Raw genomic sequence first — 20,857 nt, 5'->3', positions numbered from 1 at the left:
CTATACGTTTAAAGAGTGAAAAGGTTTCAATTTCTGTTATAATTTTTTTGGAGGGATTAACCAATGAAATTAGAAGAAATGTTTTCCATGCAAGCCAAGTTAGATCAGTACATAGAAAACGAGCATGGGCTAGAGCATCATCAGTTGTTGGAAGAAAAAATATTAGCCTTGCTCGTTGAAATTGGTGAACTGGCGAATGAAACAAGATGTTTTAAATTTTGGAGTAAAAAGCCTGCATCAGAAAGTCATGTTATATTAGAAGAATTTGTTGATGGGATTCATTTTATTCTTTCAATAGGGCTAGAACTCGGTTTTACTAACGAACCTATATCAATTGTATCTGCATATGGAAATGAGGATTTAGTTCGGAGCTTTTTAACAGTATTTTCCCTAGTGGATGATCTAAGACAAAAAAGATCGTTTGATATTTATGAAGAATTGATGCGTCAATATTTTATCCTTGGACAATCTTTAGGTTTTACGATTGATGATGTTCATAATGCTTATAAGGCTAAAAATGAAGTAAACTACAAAAGGCAACAAGAGGGGTATTAATTAATTTCGGCTATTTTTTTTAAGTTTGTTGTTTTTGTAAAAGCCTAAAAAGGAAGTTTAGCGGTTCTTATGAAGTTTTTAACTCTTTTCTCATTTACATATTAGTTTTAAGGACAAAATCTATTTTTCATTATTTAGATTTACGCCAAATAGCATCAATGTTTGAGAAAAGAGCCTTAATATTAAATATATGGAGGTTACAAGATGCAAAAATTGGATGAAACATTAATAATGCTTAAAGAATTAACGGATGCAAAGGGGATCCCAGGAAACGAGCGTGAACCTAGAGAAGTGATGAAAAAATATATCACCCCTTACGCGGATGAAATCGAAATGGATGGTCTAGGAAGTATCATCGCCAAGAAAATTGGTGATGTGAATGGACCGAAAATTATGATTGCCGGCCATTTGGATGAGGTCGGATTTATGATTACTCAAATTGACAAGAATGGATTCTTACGTTTCCAAACAGTTGGTGGCTGGTGGTCCCAAGTTATGCTTGCGCAGCGAGTGACGATTGTAACAGAAAAAGGTGATATTACAGGTGTGATTGGTTCAAAACCCCCGCATATTTTATCAGCTGAAGTACGTAAAAAACCAGTCGACATCAAGGATATGTTCATTGATATCGGTGCTTCAAGCCGTGAAGAAGCAATGGAGTGGGGAGTTCGCCCAGGAGACATGGCGGTTCCATATTTTGACTTTACTGTCATGAATAATGAAAAACACTTACTTGCAAAAGCTTGGGATAACCGAATTGGTTGTGCGATAGCGATTGACGTGTTAAAGAATTTAAAAAATGACAATCATCCGAATGTCGTATATGGAGTTGGAACGGTACAAGAAGAAGTTGGTCTTAGAGGAGCAAAAACGGCAGGAAATAAAGTACAGCCTGACATTTCCATCGCGGTTGACGTTGGTATTGCCGGCGATACACCAGGAGTTAGCGAAAAAGAAGCGATGGGTAAAATGGGAGACGGACCACAAATTATTTTATATGACGCATCTATGGTTTCTCATAAAGGACTTCGCGACCTAGTAACGAAGACTGCAGATGAACTTGGAATTCCATATCAGTTTGATGCGATTCCTGGTGGTGGAACAGATGCAGGTTCCACTCACTTAGTTCATGAGGGTGCACCGTCCCTAGCCATTACCATTGCAACGCGCTATATCCATACACATGCTGGAATTCTCCATCGTGATGACTTTGAAAATGCGGTTAAGCTTATTACAGAAGTTGTAAAGCGTTTAGATCGGAAAACCGTCGACGAAATTACTTTTGAATAAGGAGAGTGCCATGAAAAAGCGATTTTGCATGTTATAACGTTGGCCACAAGCTCGTTCTCCTCCTCACTACCAAATAAATAATAAAAAATATAAAATAGAGGGGAAATTTATGCGAACTGAGCAGGAAATGATGTCTCTGATACTTTCAATTGCTAAAAATGATGAACGAATTAGAGCGGTATTGATGAATGGTTCTAGAGTAAATCCAAATGTAAAGAAAGATCGTTATCAAGATTTTGATATCGTTTATTACGTACATGAAATAAGCTCTTTTTTAGCCGATCATTCCTGGGTAAATGCATTCGGAGAACGAATCATTATGCAAATGCCGGATGCAATGTCCCTTTTTCCATCAGATTGGCCAGGCTTTAGTTATTTAATGCAATTTGCTGACGGGAACCGTATTGATTTAACGTTGCTTCCTATCGAAGAGATAGAAAAGCATTCAAATTTTGATAGTTTAAGTGTGATACTCTTAGATAAAGATAAGCTTTTTCCCCCTTTGCCGAAACCAAACGAATCTGACTATATGACGAAAAAGCCAACAACAGAAGAATTTTTGGATTGCCAAAATGAATTTTGGTGGGTGGCGACATATGTTGCGAAAGGATTAAAGCGCTCTGAGCTTCCTTATGCCAAATCGATGATGGAAGGTCCCGTACGTAAAATGCTTGTGCTCATGCTTAATTGGTATATAGGAAGTAATCATTCATTTATGATTAACACTGGCAAAGAAGGAAAATGGCTTGAAAGGTATTTAGATAAGAAGGTATGGGAAAAATTTGTTTCCACATATTCAAACGGAGATTACGAAGATATTTGGAGAGGTATTCACACGATGTGCTCACTATTTGAAGAAATAAGTGAAGCTGTCGCTAAAAAATTAGGATACCCCATTTTTTCTGATCACGCAAAAGCCAGGGAGTATATAAATTGGCTTGAAAAACAATAAATGCAAAGAAAGTTATTTTAATTATACAAATAAAAAATCAACTTTTTTTCTTCAAAAAAAGGCGCATGAACAGTCATGCGCCTGGCTTTATTTCAAACCTTGTTCCAATGTTTCCAGCATCATATTTTGTTCTTGATTATCCGCGTTTTGCCATATGACTTCAAATAATACTCCTAACCCAGGTAGTAATTTCTCCTCGCCACGTTGGATTGCATCTACAATTGTATCTCTTAACTGAGATTGTGAATTTCCTGAAACATTGTGAATTACAGCGTTTCGTAAGTTAATGTCCATAATTTAAACTCCTTTCTATGTAAGTTCAACTTAGTTTTTCGCAATTTCACAATAATATGTATAATGGTATAAGAATGAATTTGAAAGGACTTGACGGATGGAACATATTCAATCAACGAAAAATTCTCGAGTGAAAGAATGGAAAAAACTTCTCGCGAAAAAGGATCGTGATATCACGGGGAGATACATAATTGAAGGGGAACATCTCATTGAAGAAGCATTGGAAACCAATGATGTGATCGAATTGATTCTTCAGGAAAACATAAAGCTTCCAGACTCATGGCTTACTTCGGATATCCCTCCTGTTACAACAATATCCGCTGATATTAGCAAAATTATTTCAGACACGAAGACACCTCAAGGAGTATTTGCCGTTTGCCGTAAAAAAGAGCATACTATCGATTTAACAAAGCATAAACGATTTTTGTTATTTGATGGCGTCCAAGATCCCGGTAACATTGGTACAATGATTCGTACTGCAGATGCCGCAGGGATTGATGTGGTTATACTTGGAGAAGGTTCTGGAGATGTATATAATCCTAAAGTTATCCGATCTGCACAAGGAAGCCATTTTCATTTGCCAATCATATTAGGAAATTTGCATACATGGATAGAAACATTAAAGAAATCTGGCATACCAGTTTATGGTACGGCACTAGAAGGAGCAGTTTCTTATAAAGAAGTTTCACCGAGCGATTCTTTCGCTTTAATCGTTGGAAACGAAGGTGCAGGGGTAGCCTCAGACATTCTTAACAAAACGGATAGAAATCTTTATATTCCGATCTATGGTAAGAGCGAATCACTAAATGTCGCTGTTGCAGCAGGCATACTTTTATATTACTTGCGAAAATAGATTTGAAATTGCTGGCTATACCATCTATAATGTTTTGTATATCTAAATAAAGATAATGACTGTGACGGAGAAAAGTAACCGAGAGGAAGCTATCAGGAAGAAGATGCCTTGACTGTGAGCATTTTCAGTGGAATCTAGGTGAAGTTCACCTCCTGAGTCGGTATCGGGACCGTATTATACGTAAAGATACCCCGGCAATTGCCGTTATGACAATGAAGTGAACATGAATTGTAAAGCAAATGCGCTTGGTGCAGGAGCTAGACAATATGTTTATAAGGGTGGTACCGCGACCTAAGCCTCGTCCCTTTTTGGGATTGGGGCTTTTTTGTATTCAAATATATCGAAGGAGGAATTTGTAGTGGAAGCAAAGCTTAAACAATTAGAAGCTGAAGCACTAGCTAAAATCACTGAAGCTAATGATTTAAAATTATTGAATGAAGTTCGGGTTGCCTACTTAGGAAAAAAAGGTCCGATTACGGAAGTTCTGCGTGGAATGGGTAAATTATCTGCGGAAGAGCGTCCGAAAATGGGGGCACTAGTCAATGTTGTAAGAGAAAAAATTACTGAGGAAATTGGAAAAAAACAACAAGAATTAGAAGAAGCATCTGTTCGCAAACAGCTTGAATCTGAAACAATCGATATTACTCTGCCAGGAAGACCTATTAAAACTGGAAACCGTCATCCACTTACAAAGATTATTGAGGAAATTGAAGATCTTTTCATTGGCATGGGCTACAAAGTGGCGGAAGGTCCCGAGGTTGAAAAAGACTACTACAACTTTGAAGCCTTAAACTTGCCAAAAGGGCACCCTGCACGCGATATGCAAGATTCATTTTACATTACGGAAGAAATCTTGCTTCGTACACATACATCACCTGTTCAAGCAAGAACTATGGAAAAACATGAAGGAATCGGCCCTGTGAAAATCATTTGTCCTGGAAAAGTATATCGTCGTGACAATGATGACGCGACTCATTCGCACCAGTTTACTCAAATTGAAGGTTTGGTCGTGGATGAAAATATTACGATGGGTGATTTGAAAGGAACTCTAGAAGTATTTGCGAAAAAAATGTTCGGAGAAGATCGTGAAATTCGTTTACGCCCTAGTTTCTTCCCGTTTACAGAACCTTCTGTTGAAATGGACATCTCTTGTAAAATTTGTGGTGGAGATGGCTGTCGCGTTTGTAAACAAACAGGCTGGATAGAAATTTTAGGAGCCGGTATGGTTCATCCAAACGTACTTGAAATGGCGGGATTTGATTCAAAGAAATACACTGGCTTTGCATTTGGAATGGGTCCAGAAAGAATTGCGATGTTGAAATATGGTGTAGATGATATTCGCCATTTTTACACGAATGACGTTCGCTTTTTACAACAATTTGCAGGGCAAGAATAATAACGGGAGGGTAAAACATGCTTGTTTCATATAAATGGCTTCAAGAATACGTTGATCTTGGCAGCGTAACAGCTAAAGAGCTAGCTGAAAAAATTACGAGAAGTGGTATAGAAGTAGATGGAGTAGAGCAATTAAGTGCAGGGATGAAAGATATAGTTGTAGGACACGTGCTTGAATGTGAAAAGCATCCGGAGGCCGATAAATTAAATAAGTGCCTCGTTGATATTGGCGAGGATGCACCTGTTCAGATTATTTGCGGTGCACCGAATGTGGCAAAAGGACAAAAAGTAGCTGTAGCAAAGGTAGGAGCTATTCTGCCGGGTAACTTTAAAATTAAAAAAGCGAAGCTCCGTGGCGAAGAATCAAACGGTATGATCTGCTCCCTTCAAGAATTAGGCATTGAAGGAAAACTAGTAGCAAAAGAATTTGCTGATGGGATTTTTGTATTCCCGGAAAATACAGAAGTGGGTGCAGATGCTCTACAACTTTTAAATTTAGATGACGAAGTTTTGGAGCTTGATTTAACCCCGAATCGTGCTGACGCCCTTAGTATGATAGGTGTAGCGTATGAAACGGCAGCCATTTTAAATAAAGAAGTAAAATTGCCAAATATCACAATAAAATCAACGCCGGAAAAGGCAGAAGACTACATTTCTGTTAAGGTTGATGCAAAAGAGGAAAACCCGTTATATACAGCTAAAATAATTAAAAATGTTAAAATTGGTCCATCGCCACTTTGGTTGCAAACTCGACTAATGTCAGCAGGAATCAGACCGCATAATAATGTCGTTGATGTTACGAATTTTATTTTACTTGAATATGGACAGCCGCTCCATGCATTCGATTACGATCGTTTTGGTTCAAAAGAAGTAGTCGTTCGACTGGCTAATGAAGGTGAAAAAATTGTTACGCTAGATGATACAGAGCGTACTCTAACTTCTGACCAGCTTGTCATTACGAATGGAACAGAGCCTGTAGCACTTGCTGGTGTTATGGGGGGAGCAAATTCTGAGGTCAGCAATGATACGACAACGATTCTCCTTGAATCTGCTTATTTTGCAGGTCAATCCATTCGCAATACATCTAAACATCAAGGATTGCGCAGTGAAGCAAGCAGCCGTTATGAAAAAGGCGTAGATCCAGAAAGAGTACACCCAGCAGCTGAAAGAGCAGCACAATTGATTGCAGAGCTTGCGGATGGTGAAGTTCTTGAAGGTATTGTAGAGGCGAATTATTTACAAGTCGAACCGGCTGTTGTATCCATTACGTTGGAAAAAATAAATCGTGTGCTTGGAACGGATCTTAACAAAGAAACGATTAATGATATTTTCAATCGCTTAAACTTCGAGGTGGCAGTTGAGGATGGAACATTTATCGTTACAGTCCCAACTCGTCGTGGGGATATTACGATTGAAGAAGATTTAGTAGAAGAAGTGGCTAGACTTTACGGATACGATCATATCCCTAAAACATTGCCGAAAGGCGCTTCTTTACCTGGTGGATTAAGCAAAATTCAATCAAGAAGGAGAGCGGCAAAAGCTTTTCTGGAAGGAGCTGGACTCTATCAGGCTATTACGTATTCATTAACAAGTGTGGAAAAGGCGGCTAGTTTTGCTATTGAAGCACGCGAACCTGTTAAATTAGCCATGCCTATGAGTGAAGAAAGAAGCAGACTAAGACTAAGCATTATCCCACAGCTTTTGGAATCTGTCTCTTATAACTTAGCTCGTCAACATGATTCGATAGCATTATATGAAATTGGATCCGTCTTTTTAAGCAATGGCCAAAATGAACAGCCGGAGGAACGTGAACATATCGCAGGCGCAATCACTGGCCTTTGGGTGGAAAATGAATGGCAAGGTGAAAAAAGACCAGTTGATTTCTTCGTTGCTAAAGGTATCTTAGAAGGCCTTTTAACTAAACTTGGAGTATCATCAAGTGTAGAATGGCGAAGAGCGGAACTTGACGGTATGCATCCAGGAAGAACAGCAGAAATTCTTCTATCTGGAGAAGTCATCGGCTTTGTTGGTCAAGTACATCCACATGTACAAAAAGCACTAGATTTAAAAAATACGTATGTTTTTGAAATTATGGCAGGTCCATTATTCAATTTTGAATTACCGCCACTCGTATACGTGCCGATTCCACGTTTTCCATCCATTACAAGGGATATTGCATTAGTTGTAGATAAAGAAGTAAGTGCTGGTACATTATCTTCAATTATTAAGGAAGCGGGTAAAAAGTTATTAAAGTCTGTCCATGTGTTCGACTTATATGAAGGAGAACATATGGAAGAAGGAAAGAAATCAATCGCCTTCTCCCTAACTTATTCTGATCCTGAAAGAACTCTTACGGACGAAGAGGTTGTAAAAGCCCATAATAAAGTTCTTACTGAAATAAAAGAAAAAGCAGGAGCAGAATTAAGAGGGTAAATAGAAAAGCGGAAGCGCCTGTCCATCGACGTACGAACTTCAGGGCCTTGGACTGAGATAAAGGAAACACGGCGAGTCTGATAAGACGAGCCGCTGTTGACTTATCGTAGGGAAAAGGGCAAGAAGTTCGCTAGTCGATAGGCGTTGGAGCTAGACAGAGAAAAGCGAAAGCGCCTTGCTCATCGACGTACAGGCCCACAGGATGTGGGTCCGTCGACGTTGGCACAGGAAGTGACGATTTTAGTCGACGTTCCTTGTTTGGCCTTGGACTGAGATAAAGGAAACACGACGAGGGACGAGTCGTTGTGACTTATCGTAGGGGAAGGGCAAGAAGTTTGCTGTCGATAGGCGCTAGAGCTAGACAAGAAAAGCAGAAGCCCTAGACATTATAGTAACCAACGCGAGCAATATAGCTCGCGTTTTTGCATTTTCACTTAACAAAGGATAATAAATTCTATACAATCATAATTATAATAACAACAAGAGGGCGGAAAACATGAAGAAAAAACGTTTATTAATATATTTATTTTTATTTTTAGCTATCGTTGCAGTCATGACTGTTTATGGGAAATCAACCAGTCAGGAATATTCTCCCGATAAAGTTACAAGTTATATAAATGGACTTCGAATGGGGATACAAGATTTATATAAGAAAGTTCCAATTAATCAAATAAGGGAGAACAACACTGTCTCAGAGTCGCAGCTTGATCATCTAATTGGCGGAGTAGAACGCGTGTATTCAAGCTATTCAGAATTAAAAGCCATGGGCGTCAATTTTAAATTTATTAAGGAATCGCAAGTAAATAAAACAGACGTCGTTTTGGAGCATATCCTTTCTTCACTCTATGAGTTAAAAACATCAACTAAAGGTGATATTAACCTTTCCAAAAAACAAATGGATGCAATTGAAGAGCTTTACGTTTATTTATGGGACATGTATCAACTTGATTTGTTTGATAAAGAGTTAAATGAAATTTTACTTAACTTAGAGGACGTGAGTAGAAAGCATGAAGCCTTGGAGAAAGTCTCTTTCCAGCCATAGTTTGTTGTTGTTTTTCGTCATTCTTTTTCTTACCGCTTGTTCAGAAAAAGATCATGACAATCAATCTTTTCCTGAAGGAGAAGAACAACCAACGATTGGAAATAAAAGCGATCTCGTACTTGCGGAAAATCTAGAAGTGCCGTGGACCATAACGCATAAGAATGATACGTTTTATATAAGTGAGAGACATGGAACGATCACTTCTATTCATGAACCTTCAGGTGAGACGCAAAAATTTCCAGTAAATCTGCAGAAGAAGCTGTTTACAGGGGGGGAAGGTGGATTTTTAGGAATAGAGTTAATTCCCGATACAAATATAGAAGCCTTTGCTTATCATACATATGAAGAAAACGGAAGTATTTATAATCGTGTTATCCGCATCGTAAAAGAAAAAGATGCTTGGCGGGAAACAGAGGTGCTTATTGAAAATATACCAGGTGCCAAAATTCATAATGGAGGCAGAATCAAAATTGGTCCCGATAATAAGCTTTACATAACGACTGGTGATGCTGCGGTTCCTGAGTCAAGCCAAAATGCTGAAATCTTATCAGGAAAAATATTACGATTAGAATTTGATGGTTCGATTCCAATTGATAATCTGATTAAAGGCTCACCAACTTATTCTTATGGTCATCGAAATCCACAAGGACTTGCATGGACAGAGAACGGGCAATTATACGAAACAGAACATGGGCAAAGCGCTCATGATGAGATTAATATGATTAGTCCTGGGAAAAATTACGGATGGCCACTTATCCAAGGTGATGAGCAAAAAGAGGGAATGGAATCACCTATTTACCATACAAATGAAAACACATGGGCACCTAGTGGAGTAGCTTATCAAAACGGAAAATTATATATTTCTTCTTTAAGGGGAGAGGCTGTTAGAGTCTTTGATTTAGAACTAAAAGAAGCAAGTGTTTTAATTGAAGGATACGGCCGGATACGAGATGTTTATATAGATGGTAAATCCTTGTATTTTATAACAAATAATACAGATGGTAGAGGAACATCTGCAGAAAACGATGATCGAATAATTAAAATAGAGATGAAGTAAGGTTGAGCTTTTAAGCACAACCTTATTTTAGTCCCGCAATTTTCTTCGCTTTATCTGTGTTAGCAAAGTGAAGTTTTGTAAATTGATTTAACGCGGAAAGTCCTTTCTCTTTGATTAATCTAGCAGCATTTTGATCTACTTTTGGACCTGCACCTTTAGTTAAAGGAAAGCCTGCTTTTTCGCTTAGTTTATCGAAAGCATTCAAAAACGCATAGCGTGCTAATATCGATGCTGCGGCAACCGATAAATGAATGCTTTCTGCCTTTGTACTAAAATAAACATTCTCACGCAAGATCTCTTTCTGTTTTTGAAGGTGGCGGAAATATATAGATGCCTCTGCAAACTGATCAATAAGGATGGCTTCGGGCTTTTCGGGTTCTATCTTTTTCAATAAATGATTTAAAGCTTGATTATGTAGGATAGCTGTAATTTTACCTTGCGTCATTCCTGATGCCTGTAGTTGATTATATTTTTCATTGGATAATGTTAATAGACTGTAAGGAAGAAAGGTAAGTAAATCTTTGGCGATTTTAATGATTTGTGAGTCCGTTAAATTCTTCGAGTCTTTTACGCCAAGCTCTTTTAAAAGTAACAATTGATCGTTTTTTACATATGCTGCAACAACCGTCATCGGCCCGAAATAGTCACCTTTTCCTACTTCATCCGATCCGAGTACAGACATGGATGAAATATTAGGTGGAAGTAATGGCCCCGATGTTTTTCTTGAAACAGGTTTGTTTAATTGTTCGTGAGAATTACTCCATCGTTTTGCTTCTTCTTCATTCCCTACTCCTTGAAACATAACCTTTCCAGAGCGGTAGGCGGTGATGGTGCATCCATTTTTTTTCGCAATAAAAATAGCACCGGGAGGAGTTTTGTTTATTTTATCATTTTCGTAATATGAGTCGATTTTTTCTAAATTAGCCGGGGTTAATTGAATGACGATATTCGCCAAAAGAACACTTCCTTTCTAAATCAAAACATTTTTCTAAATTATAATGCTCTAAAGCTATGTAAATTGATTCCCGCTTCAGGCGCTCGCTTTCCTTAAGGCTGAAAAGAAGGGGTACTCCAGCCATACAAGACACATCTAGTTTCCTTTGTCTCAGTCAAAGACAGAAAGGGATATCGATTAAAACCGCCTTGTCTTGTACCAAAGTCGAAGGAACAACATCCTGTGGTCCAGTAAGTCGCTTTTACTTTTCTTATCGCTGGAGTTTCGCACCTTCACTCCATTCAACATAGTAACAGAAAGAACAATGAGCTTTACCATAGCCAATTGTTTAAATTCAATTATCTTTTTATAACGTTTGTGCCACATATTTAGACAATATATTCCCATCTTTTTTTATTCGTGATATGATATTGAATAGGATTCTAGCGATTGGAGGCTAATGGTTTGACGGAAAATGAAAAGATTCGGGCCATGGTCATGATTTATGGACAACAGTATACCATTTCCGGAACTGAAACGACAGAGCATATGCAACAAGTTGCAGCGATAGTCGATAAAAAAATGCGAGAAATACATTCTGTAAATCCTAATCTTAATACGAGTGCACTTGCCGTATTGACAGCCGTTAATACTATCCATGAATATATTAAACTACAAGAAAAATATGAAACACTTGAAGAGGAATTTAAACAATTAAAGGACTGAATTTTTTATGCTTGACCTTATTTTAGTAGGTATTCTTATTTTTGGCTTCTTAATAGGATTAAGAAGGGGGTTTATCCTCCAATTAATACACATGGTAGGGTTCATTATTTCATTAATTATTGCTTACAAGTATTATGAAGATCTTGCTCCATTGCTTAAGCTTTGGATTCCATATCCAGATTTAAGTAGTAATGCCACATTTAAAATGGTATTGGATGGAATAAGTTTCGATGACGCCTTTTATCGTGTGATCGCCTTTGCTATCATCTTCTTTGCTGTCCGAATCATTCTTGGAATCATTGGATCTGCACTTGATATTGTTGCTAGCCTCCCAGTTATTAAGTTCGTTAATATATGGGCAGGAGGCATTCTCGGTTTAATTGAAATGTATTTACTTATTTTCATTCTTTTATACATTGCTGCTTTAATACCGATGGGAATGATTCAGACTGCCTTAAATGATTCAACTATCGCCGAAGTAATATTAAAAAATACACCATATTTTTCGGCAGAAGTAAAAAAATGGTGGCTAGATTATATTCAACAATAAGTGGCTGTCCCTATTAAAATGCGGAAACCCTAAAAGGAACCGCAAGCTTTAATAGGGCAGCCTCTTTTGTTAATATGATAAGAAAGAATAGATTATTATCCATTGTTAAAATAAATATTATCTTTGTCTAGCGCAAGAAGCCGTCGACTAAGACCGGCATGTCCCGTGCCAACGTCGACGGATCCACATTCTGTGGGTCTGTACGTCGATGGGACACGGAGCTTTCATTTTTCTTTGTCTAGTTTCAGCGCCTATCGACTAGCAAACTTCTTGTCCTTCTCCTAACGATAAGTCAACATCGACTCGTGCCTCGTCGTGTTTCCTTTATCTCATTCGAAGTACCTGAAGTTTGTACGTCGATGGTCAAGGCGCTTCCACTTTTCTATCAAGGAGATATTTTGAACGGCTGGTGATAAAATATGAAAATAAATAAAAAAGACATTATACGTTTACTTGAACAAATTGCGATATATATGGAGCTAAAAGGGGAAAACCCATTTAAAATTGCGGCTTTCCGAAAGGCAGCGAATGCATTGGAAGTAGATGATCGCAGCCTATCTGAAATCACTGTGTTTACAGATATTCCTGGCATCGGGAAAGGGACAGCCGCTGTCATAGAGGAATTTATTAAAGAAGGATCCTCTTCCGTGTTGGAAGAACTAAAGGAAGAAGTTCCAAAAGGGCTAATCCCATTATTACAGTTACCTGGACTTGGTGGTAAGAAAATCTCAAGGCTATATCAAGAACTTGGTGTGGTAGATGTGAACTCATTAAAAGAAGCGTGTGCTCATGATCTCGTTGCAGGATTAAAAGGATTTGGGAGAAAAACACAAGATAATATTCTGGCATCCATTTCCCAATTCGGTGCTCAACCAAATCGTCTGCCAATTGCTTACATGTTGCCATTTTCTAATCATATCGAGTCTTATCTAGAGCAGATTAAAGAAATAAGTGCTTTTTCAAAAGCAGGAAGTTTGCGAAGAACTAGAGAAACAATAAAAGATCTTGATTTTATTATTGCAACAAAATCTCCTGCAGTTGTGAAGGAAAAACTCCTTACGATTGATGGAATAAAGGAAGCAACTGCAAGTGGTGAAACGAAAGTGACAATCGTAATGAATGGAAAATACGAGGTTTCCGTTGATTTTAGATTAGTTGCTCCAGAACAATATGCAACAGCTTTACATCATTTTACAGGCTCAAAAGATCATAATGTTCGCATGCGTCAGTTGGCAAAAGAAAGAGGAGAAAAAATTAGTGAGTATGGTGTGGAAAATGTTGAAACTGGTGAAGTTTTAACATTCAAAACTGAAGAAGACTTTTTCAACCACTTCGGCTTGCCTTTTATTCCACCTGAAATTAGAGATGATGGAAAAGAAATCGAGATTTACAACTCTAATACTCGCTTGATCACTTTGGAAGACATTAAAGGTGATCTCCATATGCATACGACATGGTCTGATGGTGCTTATTCTTTAGAGGAAATGGTAGAAGCTTGTAGGAGAAAGGGCTATAAATATATGGCCATTACGGACCATTCTGAGTTTTTGCGCGTTGCCAATGGTCTGTCAGTAGAGCGAATCAGACTTCAAAATGAAGAGATTCGAGCTTTAAACGAAAAATATGATGATATATTAATCTTATCTGGCATTGAAATGGATATTTTACCAGATGGAAGTTTGAATTACTCAGACGATGTCTTAGCAGAACTTGATTTTGTCATCGCGTCCATTCATTCCAGTTTTTCGCAACCGAGGGAAAAAATTATGGAGCGTCTTTACAATGCTTTAAAAAATCCTCATGTTGATATGTTTGCGCATCCAACAGGCAGATTAATCGGAAGAAGAGACGGATACGATGTTGATATCGACTTATTAATCAAACTCGCAAAGGAAACAAATACAGCGCTTGAATTGAATGCAAACCCAGAAAGACTGGATTTAAGTGCTGAACATATGAAAAAAGCTGTTGACGCTGGTGTAATGGTGGCTATTAATACGGATGCTCACAATATTCGTAGCTTAGATTTTATGGATATTGGTGTTTCAGCCGCTAAAAAAGGTTGGGTGAAAAAAACATCAGTCATTAATGCCATGAAACCGGATGAATTACTTCAATTTTTAAAGAGAAACGATTAGGGATGGAGTTTTTAACGATGAACATAAAAATACTAAAAACCCTTGAATATAATAAAATCCTTGCTCAGTTGGAGGAATTTGCGTCATCCGTGTTAGGAGTAGACAAAATAAAAAACTTGACGCCTTCTACGTCATTAGATGAAGTCGTGGAGATGCAAAACGAAACGGATGAAGCTGCTCATGTGCTTAGATTAAAAGGACATGCTCCACTAAGTGGAATTCATAATATTAAACCTCATGTGAAAAGAGCGGAAATTGGCGGGGTATTAAACGCCATTGAGCTAACGCAAACAGCTAGCACAATTTATGCAGGACGTACGATGAAACGTTTTATTGAGGGATTATTGGAGAATGAGGTAGCTATTCCAATACTAGAAGACAAAGCAAACCAAATTGTGATTTTAACTGATCTTGAAAAACAAATAAAGAATGCAATCGATGAGAACGGTGAGGTTCTTGATTCTGCCAGTGAAACGCTGAGAAGTATTAGACAACAATCAAGACGAAGTGAAGGGAAAATTAGAGAAAAGCTGGAAAGTTTAATCAGAAATCGAAATGCTCAAAAAATGTTATCCGACTCGATTATTACAATTAGAAATGAACGTTATGTTATCCCAGTTAAACAAGAATATCGAGCTCATTATGGTGGGATTGTCCATGATCAATCCTCCTCTGGACAAACATTATTTATTGAGCCGCAAGCCATTGTTGAATTAAATAACGCTTTAAGAGAATTACAGTTAAAGGAAAAGCAGGAAATTGAGAGGATTCTTTCAGAACTTTCGGCTAAAGTTGCTGAATCAGCTGAAGATTTAAATCATCTTGTTGTAGTCTTGGCGGAGCTTGATTTTATATTTGCAAAAGCTCGTTTTGGAAAAGAAATGAAAGCGACGAAACCTAAAATCAATCAAGATGGAATCATCCGCTTGTTTAAAGCTCGTCATCCTCTATTGCCTATTGAAGAGGCTGTAGCCAATGATATTACACTAGGTGATGAGTATACTTCAATGGTTATTACTGGACCGAATACAGGTGGAAAAACAATCACATTAAAAACGGTCGGATTATTGACGCTAATGGGACAGGCTGGCCTGCAAATACCCGCATTAGAAGGATCGGAAATTGCAGTATTCAAAGAAGTATTCGCTGATATTGGAGACGAACAATCGATTGAACAATCATTGAGTACATTTTCATCCCATATGGTCAATATAGTTGACATATTAAAGAAAGTGGACCATGAAAGTCTTGTGCTTTTTGACGAGCTTGGAGCAGGTACAGATCCACAAGAGGGTGCTGCTCTTGCCATTTCCATTTTGGACGAAGTGTACCAGCGAGGATCACATGTTATCGCAACAACGCATTATCCGGAACTAAAAGCGTATGGCTACAATCGTCCAGGTGTAATAAATGCAAGTGTAGAATTTGATGTAGAGACCCTACGCCCTACCTATAAATTATTAATAGGCATTCCTGGTAGAAGTAATGCCTTCGAAATATCAAAAAGGCTTGGACTTTCAGACTCTGTCATTTCATCTGCAAGATCGATGATTGATACAGAAAGTAACGAAGTGGAAAATATGATTGCCTCGTTAGAAAAAAGCCGGAAGGAAGCGGAGGATGAGTATAAGGAAGCTCACGACTATCTAAAAAATGCAGAAAAACTGTTTCACGATTTACAACAGCAAATGATCGAATTTCATGAACGGAAGCAGAAAATGTATGACGATGCAGAAGCAAAAGCTGCGAAGGTGATTGAAAAAGCAAAGGCAGAATCGGAAGAAGTGATGGCAGAGCTTCGTCAAATGAGGCTTGAGGGCGGTACACAAGTTAAAGAACATGAATTGATAGAAGCAAGACGGAAACTTGATGCTGCACTACCGAACCTAGATAAAGTTACGGATCCAACGAAAATAAATAAACAAAAGCGAGAGTTTCAGCCTGGTGATGAAGTAACCGTTACAACCTTTGGGCAAAAAGGTCATCTCATTGAGAAAGTTGGATCTGTTGAGTGGCAAGTACAAATAGGAATTATGAAAATGAAAGTACACGAGAAAAATTTAGTTTTTATAAAAGCGGAAGAGAAAAAAGAAACAAAACCAATGGCAACAATTAAGGGAAGAGACTTTCATGTGAAATTGGAGTTAGACTTGCGTGGAGAACGTTATGAAGATGCACTTCAAAAAGTAGAAAAATACATTGATGATGCCTTGTTAGCAAATTACCCACGTGTTTCAATTATTCATGGGAAAGGAACCGGTGCACTTCGGACAGGAGTTACGGAATATTTGAAACATCATCGCTCTGTCAAACGTATAAGGTTAGGTGAAGCGGGTGAAGGTGGAAGTGGAGTAACGATCGTAGAATTTAAGTAACTATATTTCACCTCCCAAAAACAAAGGGGGAAAATGAATGGACTCTTTTTGGGAAAATTCTTTTGTTCAAACAGCAGGCTATTATAGTGTAACGGTCCTATGCATTATCTTGTTTTTATTTATTTTTGAATTAGTAACAAAATACAAAAACTGGGAGGAAATAAAAAAAGGAAATATCTCAGTTGCAATGGCGACGGGAGGAAAAATTTTTGGAATCGCAAATGTTTTTAGGCATTCAATCCTTAACCATGACACGCTTTTTGTCATGATTGGGTGGGGAATTTTTGGCTTCTTCCTTTTATTGACTGGATATTTTATTTTTGAATTTTTAACCCCAAAATTTAAAATTGATGAAGAAATTGAAAAGGATAACCGCGCCGTAGGCTTTATTTCCCTCGTTATTTCAGTTGGACTTTCCTACGTTATTGGTGCGGGAATCCCGTAAGAAAAGCAAAAGCGCCTGTTCATCTACGTACGAACTTCAGGTCCTAAGCCTTGCGATAAAGGAAACACAATGAATTAGGCAGGACGAATTGATGTTGACTTATCGTGAGGAGGACAAGAAGTTAGCTAGTCGATAGGCGCTGTAGCTAGACAAGGAGTAGAAGGTTGTGGAAAAACTTGCAAAAGTGCTGCTCATATTATGTGGCATTTTTCTTATTTTAGGTATAATTTATTTAATAACTGCTTAAAAATTTAAGCTAACTTGTTTCCTTTTGGTAAAAAAATCCCATATTCTTGCATCGAGATTAACCAAAAACTACAAAAGGAGCTTGGGAAATTCACCAAGCTCTTTATCGTTATATTTCTTTTTCAACTAAAGCATCAGTATCATACTGATATTTTTCTTTATTAAGTTCTTCTTTTAGATAAAAACACTTCTCTAAATCAATACCATAAACATTGGCTATTCCAATCACATAATAAAGGACATCGTATAGTTCTTCTTCAATTGTTCCTTTTATTGTGTCGTGATGTTCCAATCTCCTATCTTTTCTCAAAACTTCAGCAAGTTCTCCCACTTCTTCAATTAATTTTAGGAAATAAGCATGTTTCAGTTCTGGTTTATAGTCCTTTTGCTTAATATAATTCTGTAATTCTTTAATAGTAATATTCTTTTCCATTTATTCTCCCTGAATTAAATAGGTCTTATATATTTTTTCTAGGTAAAGTAATACTTCTTCAACTCTGCTTCGTTCAGCTAATGGCTATCGCAATATTATGAACATATAAATCTATTCTATCTTCCTATGGTCTCTATTTTTTTAAGTGCTGAACAATTTTTTCTGCAAGTAAGTGTGTTTCCAAATCTCTATCATATCCAGTGTATGGTAAAGACTTGTTTCGAATTAAATCTAGAAATTGAGAAATGATATCGTAAAATCCTCTTTTTTCAAGTGTTGGCTGCCAGTCATCACTACCGAAATCGAGGATTTGTTTATTTAGGTGTGAAGTAATATTACTTACATTCACTACTTTGCGTGTCTCGTCTGGACTTTTAACTTCGACTATTTCTTCAGTTGTGCCTGCATCACGGTTCATGATACCGATAGCCGTTCCTTCACTCGCTTCTAGTTGTAAAGTCACATGATACAGTTCTCCGTTTTTCACTTTTCCACGTATAATCACTTCTTCAATCGTATACGGAAATAAATAAAGTAATGTATCAATGACATGAATAAAATCGTCGAAAATAAATGTTCTTGTATCAGCAGGATGGTGACCTCGATTTTTCTGCATAATGACCATATTCGGATTGGCGACTTCAGTTAATTGCCTGTAAGGGGGAGCGAAACGGCGATTAAATCCGACCATTAATATAAGCCCTTTTTCTTTTGCTTTTTCAATTAGCCTAGTGGAAGAAACACCAAAGTATGTAATGGGCTTATCGACATACACATGGATACCATGATCTAATAGCTTATCAATAATTTCCTCGTGTGAACTTGTTGAAGAATGAACGAATGCTGCCTCAATCCCACTCGCTAACAATTCTTCAAAATTATGATAAATATGCTCTATATGATATGTAGCTGCAACGTCGTTAAGAGTTTCTTTATTTCTAGTAAAAATATGTAGTTCAATACCCTTTGTTTGTGATAATACAGGTAAATATGCTTTCCACGCTATATCCCCTATCCCTATCATCCCTATTTTCATTATGATCACCTTAATATTCAAATTTTTTACTAACTTCATTATATATGAAAATATGCTTTTAAAATAAAGTATTGTATGTTGATTTCCTCGATGTGCCTTTGACCGCTCAAAAATGGAGTGCGGGGTAACGATGGAGCATTCAATGTGCCCTTCACCACTATAAAATCGATTCCAAGGTAACAATGGAATATTCAAAGTGCGATGATCACCAAAAAATCACCCATTCCGCTCCAAACAATGGAGTGGGAAAATCAAAAATTAATATAGACTTAATAAAAGTTTAAATGCTGATTTCTTTTATTCCGAATCATTGTATGAAGTAAATGATTGGCATATAATATAGGAGAGAAGTGCTAATTTTCGAACTGTTCATTAAAACGAGGGGGGATTGTATGGAAAAGAAACCATGGCTGAAGCTCTATCCAGAATCAATACCAACAACGTTAGAATATGAACCGAAAACGGTCCAATCTTATTTGACAGAGGCAGCAAAAGAATTTCCAAATAAATCAGCTGTCCATTTTATGGGTAAGGAAATGACGTATAAGGAAATGTACTCCTGTGCTTTAAAGCTCTCTAGTTATCTTCGTGGAATTGGCATTGAAAAAGGTGACCGCGTTGCCATTATGCTTCCAAATTGTCCACAAGCTGTCATAAGTTATTATGGAATATTATATGCAGGAGGAGTGGTTGTACAAACAAATCCTCTTTATACGGAACGCGAAATTGAGTATCAGATGAAGGATTGTAGAGCGAAAGCGATTATTTCACTAGATATTTTATACCCTCGTATATCCAAAGTCATTAAACACACCAAACTAGAACACATCATTGTAACCGCTATCAAAGATTACTTACCTTTCCCAAAGAACATCATTTACCCTTTCATCCAAAAAAGAGACACTGGGATTGTTGTCGATGTAAAGCATGAAGGGAATCAGCACCTTTTCAAAAATATCATGCTAAAATCAAAACCACTTACGTATGAATATGATATCGACTTTGAAAATGATTTAGCTCTTCTTCAGTATACTGGTGGTACAACTGGTTATCCGAAAGGTGTCATGCTTACTCATAAGAACTTAATTGCCAATGCTACTGCATGTGGGGCATGGCTCTATGAGGCAAAAAAAGGGGAAGAAGTCATTCTCGGCCTTTTACCTTTTTTCCATGTTTATGGAATGACGACTGTATTAATTTTAGCTGTCATGCAAGGGTACAAAATGATTCTTTTGCCAAAGTTCGATGTGGAAACGACATTGAAAACTATTCATAAACAAAGACCAACTATATTTCCTGGAGCTCCAACTATTTATATAGGAATTTTAAACCACCCAGATTTAAAAAAATACGATCTTTCTTCAATTGAAGCGTGTTTGAGCGGATCGGCTCCACTTCCTGTCGAGGTCCAAGAAAAATTTGAAGATGTAACAGGAGGAAAACTTGTTGAAGGCTATGGCTTAACAGAGTCTTCTCCTGTCACACATGCGAATTTTGTATATGGCCAGAAAAGGGTGAAAGGTAGTATCGGAGTTCCATGGCCTGATACGGAAGCGGCAATTTTTTCTGCTGAAATTGGAGAGCACTCTCCACCACGTGAGATAGGCGAAATTGCTGTAAAAGGTCCTCAAATTATGAAAGGATATTGGAATAGACCTGAAGATACCGCAGCTACTCTAAGGGATGGATGGTTACTAACCGGAGACATGGGTTATATGGATGAGGACGGTTATTTCTATGTAGTCGATAGAAAAAAAGACATGATTATCGCTGGAGGGTTCAACATATACCCTCGAGAAATTGAGGAAGTGCTTTATGAACATCCTGCCATTCAAGAATTGGTTGTCGCTGGTGTTCCAGATGCTTATCGTGGTGAAACAGTGAAGGCATATATTGTATTGAAAAAAGGAGCAACCGTTACTGAAGAAGAACTTGATGCATACGCTCGTAAATATTTAGCTGCTTACAAAATACCTAGGATATATGAATTTCGTAATGAACTTCCCAAAACCGCTGTTGGAAAAATACTTCGCCGTGTATTAGTTGATGAAGAAAGAAATAAGCTACAGCATGATGAAAAACTCGGTTAATTTAATGAAAAAA

The 20,857-nt window shown here is 37.5% G+C and carries 18 protein-coding genes and 1 other annotated feature; of the genes, 14 read left to right on the top strand and 4 right to left on the bottom strand.

The window, feature by feature from the left end; translation table 11 throughout:
• The first annotated feature begins 63 nt into the window (after window positions 1-63).
• The 3 genes from KHA93_RS09690 to KHA93_RS09680 all read left to right on the top strand — a co-directional run bounded on the left by KHA93_RS09690 (window position 64) and on the right by KHA93_RS09680 (window position 2,797).
• Window positions 64-555, top strand: coding sequence for a dUTP diphosphatase (locus KHA93_RS09690; protein ID WP_213110558.1), 492 nt, complete (start codon window positions 64-66; stop codon window positions 553-555).
• Between the two features lie 204 nt (window positions 556-759).
• Window positions 760-1,845 (top strand): M42 family metallopeptidase, encoded by a 1,086-nt coding sequence (locus KHA93_RS09685; protein WP_213110557.1) that lies wholly within the window; start codon window positions 760-762, stop codon window positions 1,843-1,845.
• A gap of 109 nt (window positions 1,846-1,954) precedes the next feature.
• The gene (locus KHA93_RS09680; RefSeq protein WP_213110556.1) at window positions 1,955-2,797 is read left to right on the top strand and encodes an aminoglycoside 6-adenylyltransferase; all 843 of its coding nucleotides are present in this window, start codon (window positions 1,955-1,957) and stop codon (window positions 2,795-2,797) included.
• Between the two features lie 87 nt (window positions 2,798-2,884).
• Here KHA93_RS09680 and sspI read toward each other — a convergent pair whose 3' ends face one another.
• Complete coding sequence (sspI, locus tag KHA93_RS09675; RefSeq protein ID WP_213110555.1) at window positions 2,885-3,091, bottom strand: small acid-soluble spore protein SspI; 207 nt, start codon at window positions 3,089-3,091, stop codon at window positions 2,885-2,887.
• A gap of 97 nt (window positions 3,092-3,188) precedes the next feature.
• Here sspI and KHA93_RS09670 point away from each other — a divergent pair, with 97 nt between their 5' ends.
• The 5 genes from KHA93_RS09670 (at window position 3,189) to KHA93_RS09650 (ending at window position 9,871) form a co-directional block, all read left to right on the top strand.
• A complete protein-coding gene (locus KHA93_RS09670; protein WP_213110554.1) occupies window positions 3,189-3,944 on the top strand; it encodes a TrmH family RNA methyltransferase in 756 nt (251 codons plus the stop codon).
• A gap of 52 nt (window positions 3,945-3,996) precedes the next feature.
• Window positions 3,997-4,253, top strand: a binding site (T-box leader).
• Between the two features lie 49 nt (window positions 4,254-4,302).
• A complete protein-coding gene (gene pheS, locus KHA93_RS09665; protein ID WP_213110553.1) occupies window positions 4,303-5,340 on the top strand; it encodes a phenylalanine--tRNA ligase subunit alpha in 1,038 nt (345 codons plus the stop codon).
• A 17-nt stretch (window positions 5,341-5,357) separates the two neighbouring features.
• Window positions 5,358-7,772 (top strand): phenylalanine--tRNA ligase subunit beta, encoded by a 2,415-nt coding sequence (gene pheT / locus KHA93_RS09660; protein WP_213110552.1) that lies wholly within the window; start codon window positions 5,358-5,360, stop codon window positions 7,770-7,772.
• Window positions 7,773-8,268: 496 nt separating this feature from the next.
• Entirely contained in the window at window positions 8,269-8,814 is a 546-nt protein-coding gene (locus tag KHA93_RS09655; protein WP_213110551.1) for a hypothetical protein, read from the top strand.
• 1 nt (window position 8,815) lies between these two features.
• Complete coding sequence (locus KHA93_RS09650) at window positions 8,816-9,871, top strand: PQQ-dependent sugar dehydrogenase (protein WP_233711105.1); 1,056 nt, start codon at window positions 8,816-8,818, stop codon at window positions 9,869-9,871.
• A gap of 22 nt (window positions 9,872-9,893) precedes the next feature.
• On the opposite strand, the gene rnhC is transcribed toward KHA93_RS09650, so the two are convergent.
• Window positions 9,894-10,826 carry a ribonuclease HIII gene (rnhC, locus tag KHA93_RS09645; protein ID WP_213110549.1) on the bottom strand — a complete coding sequence of 311 codons (933 nt, stop codon included), beginning with the start codon at window positions 10,824-10,826 and terminating at the stop codon, window positions 9,894-9,896.
• Between the two features lie 444 nt (window positions 10,827-11,270).
• Between rnhC and zapA the strand changes: the two genes are divergently transcribed.
• The 5 genes from zapA to KHA93_RS09620 all read left to right on the top strand — a co-directional run bounded on the left by zapA (window position 11,271) and on the right by KHA93_RS09620 (window position 17,039).
• Window positions 11,271-11,531, top strand: a complete 261-nt coding sequence (zapA, locus tag KHA93_RS09640; RefSeq protein WP_432806309.1) for a cell division protein ZapA — start codon at window positions 11,271-11,273, stop codon at window positions 11,529-11,531.
• Window positions 11,532-11,538: 7 nt separating this feature from the next.
• Window positions 11,539-12,081: a CvpA family protein gene (locus KHA93_RS09635; RefSeq protein ID WP_213110547.1), complete on the top strand. Its 543-nt coding sequence runs from the start codon at window positions 11,539-11,541 to the stop codon at window positions 12,079-12,081.
• A 419-nt stretch (window positions 12,082-12,500) separates the two neighbouring features.
• Entirely contained in the window at window positions 12,501-14,219 is a 1,719-nt protein-coding gene (gene polX, locus KHA93_RS09630; protein WP_213110546.1) for a DNA polymerase/3'-5' exonuclease PolX, read from the top strand.
• Window positions 14,220-14,236: 17 nt separating this feature from the next.
• Window positions 14,237-16,594: an endonuclease MutS2 gene (locus tag KHA93_RS09625; protein WP_213110545.1), complete on the top strand. Its 2,358-nt coding sequence runs from the start codon at window positions 14,237-14,239 to the stop codon at window positions 16,592-16,594.
• Between the two features lie 37 nt (window positions 16,595-16,631).
• Window positions 16,632-17,039 (top strand): DUF350 domain-containing protein, encoded by a 408-nt coding sequence (locus tag KHA93_RS09620; protein WP_213110544.1) that lies wholly within the window; start codon window positions 16,632-16,634, stop codon window positions 17,037-17,039.
• A gap of 355 nt (window positions 17,040-17,394) precedes the next feature.
• On the opposite strand, the gene KHA93_RS09615 is transcribed toward KHA93_RS09620, so the two are convergent.
• Window positions 17,395-17,718 carry a MazG nucleotide pyrophosphohydrolase domain-containing protein gene (locus KHA93_RS09615; protein ID WP_213110543.1) on the bottom strand — a complete coding sequence of 108 codons (324 nt, stop codon included), beginning with the start codon at window positions 17,716-17,718 and terminating at the stop codon, window positions 17,395-17,397.
• Window positions 17,719-17,851: 133 nt separating this feature from the next.
• Entirely contained in the window at window positions 17,852-18,754 is a 903-nt protein-coding gene (locus KHA93_RS09610; RefSeq protein WP_233711104.1) for a Gfo/Idh/MocA family protein, read from the bottom strand.
• A gap of 392 nt (window positions 18,755-19,146) precedes the next feature.
• Here KHA93_RS09610 and KHA93_RS09605 point away from each other — a divergent pair, with 392 nt between their 5' ends.
• Window positions 19,147-20,844 carry a long-chain-fatty-acid--CoA ligase gene (locus tag KHA93_RS09605; RefSeq protein WP_213110542.1) on the top strand — a complete coding sequence of 566 codons (1,698 nt, stop codon included), beginning with the start codon at window positions 19,147-19,149 and terminating at the stop codon, window positions 20,842-20,844.
• The last annotated feature ends 13 nt before the right edge of the window (window positions 20,845-20,857 follow it).

The organism is Lederbergia citrisecunda (assembly GCF_018343695.1).
Lineage (GTDB): Bacteria > Bacillota > Bacilli > Bacillales > Bacillaceae_C > Lederbergia > Lederbergia citrisecunda.
Note: the sequence above shows the minus strand (reverse complement) of the source record. Positions and strands in the feature narration are given on the sequence as shown.

Bases quoted from the DNA above. Each gene is read 5' to 3' on its own strand.
- KHA93_RS09690 (WP_213110558.1), top strand. From the start codon at position 64: ATGAAATTAGAAGAAATGTTTTCCATGCAAGCCAAGTTAGATCAGTAC.
- KHA93_RS09685 (WP_213110557.1), top strand. From the start codon at position 760: ATGCAAAAATTGGATGAAACATTAATAATGCTTAAAGAATTAACGGAT.
- KHA93_RS09680 (WP_213110556.1), top strand. From the start codon at position 1,955: ATGCGAACTGAGCAGGAAATGATGTCTCTGATACTTTCAATTGCTAAA.
- sspI (WP_213110555.1), bottom strand. From the start codon at position 3,091: ATGGACATTAACTTACGAAACGCTGTAATTCACAATGTTTCAGGAAAT.
- KHA93_RS09670 (WP_213110554.1), top strand. From the start codon at position 3,189: ATGGAACATATTCAATCAACGAAAAATTCTCGAGTGAAAGAATGGAAA.
- pheT (WP_213110552.1), top strand. From the start codon at position 5,358: ATGCTTGTTTCATATAAATGGCTTCAAGAATACGTTGATCTTGGCAGC.
- KHA93_RS09655 (WP_213110551.1), top strand. From the start codon at position 8,269: ATGAAGAAAAAACGTTTATTAATATATTTATTTTTATTTTTAGCTATC.
- KHA93_RS09635 (WP_213110547.1), top strand. From the start codon at position 11,539: ATGCTTGACCTTATTTTAGTAGGTATTCTTATTTTTGGCTTCTTAATA.
- polX (WP_213110546.1), top strand. From the start codon at position 12,501: ATGAAAATAAATAAAAAAGACATTATACGTTTACTTGAACAAATTGCG.
- KHA93_RS09625 (WP_213110545.1), top strand. From the start codon at position 14,237: ATGAACATAAAAATACTAAAAACCCTTGAATATAATAAAATCCTTGCT.
- KHA93_RS09620 (WP_213110544.1), top strand. From the start codon at position 16,632: ATGGACTCTTTTTGGGAAAATTCTTTTGTTCAAACAGCAGGCTATTAT.
- KHA93_RS09615 (WP_213110543.1), bottom strand. From the start codon at position 17,718: ATGGAAAAGAATATTACTATTAAAGAATTACAGAATTATATTAAGCAA.
- KHA93_RS09610 (WP_233711104.1), bottom strand. From the start codon at position 18,754: ATGAAAATAGGGATGATAGGGATAGGGGATATAGCGTGGAAAGCATAT.
- KHA93_RS09605 (WP_213110542.1), top strand. From the start codon at position 19,147: ATGGAAAAGAAACCATGGCTGAAGCTCTATCCAGAATCAATACCAACA.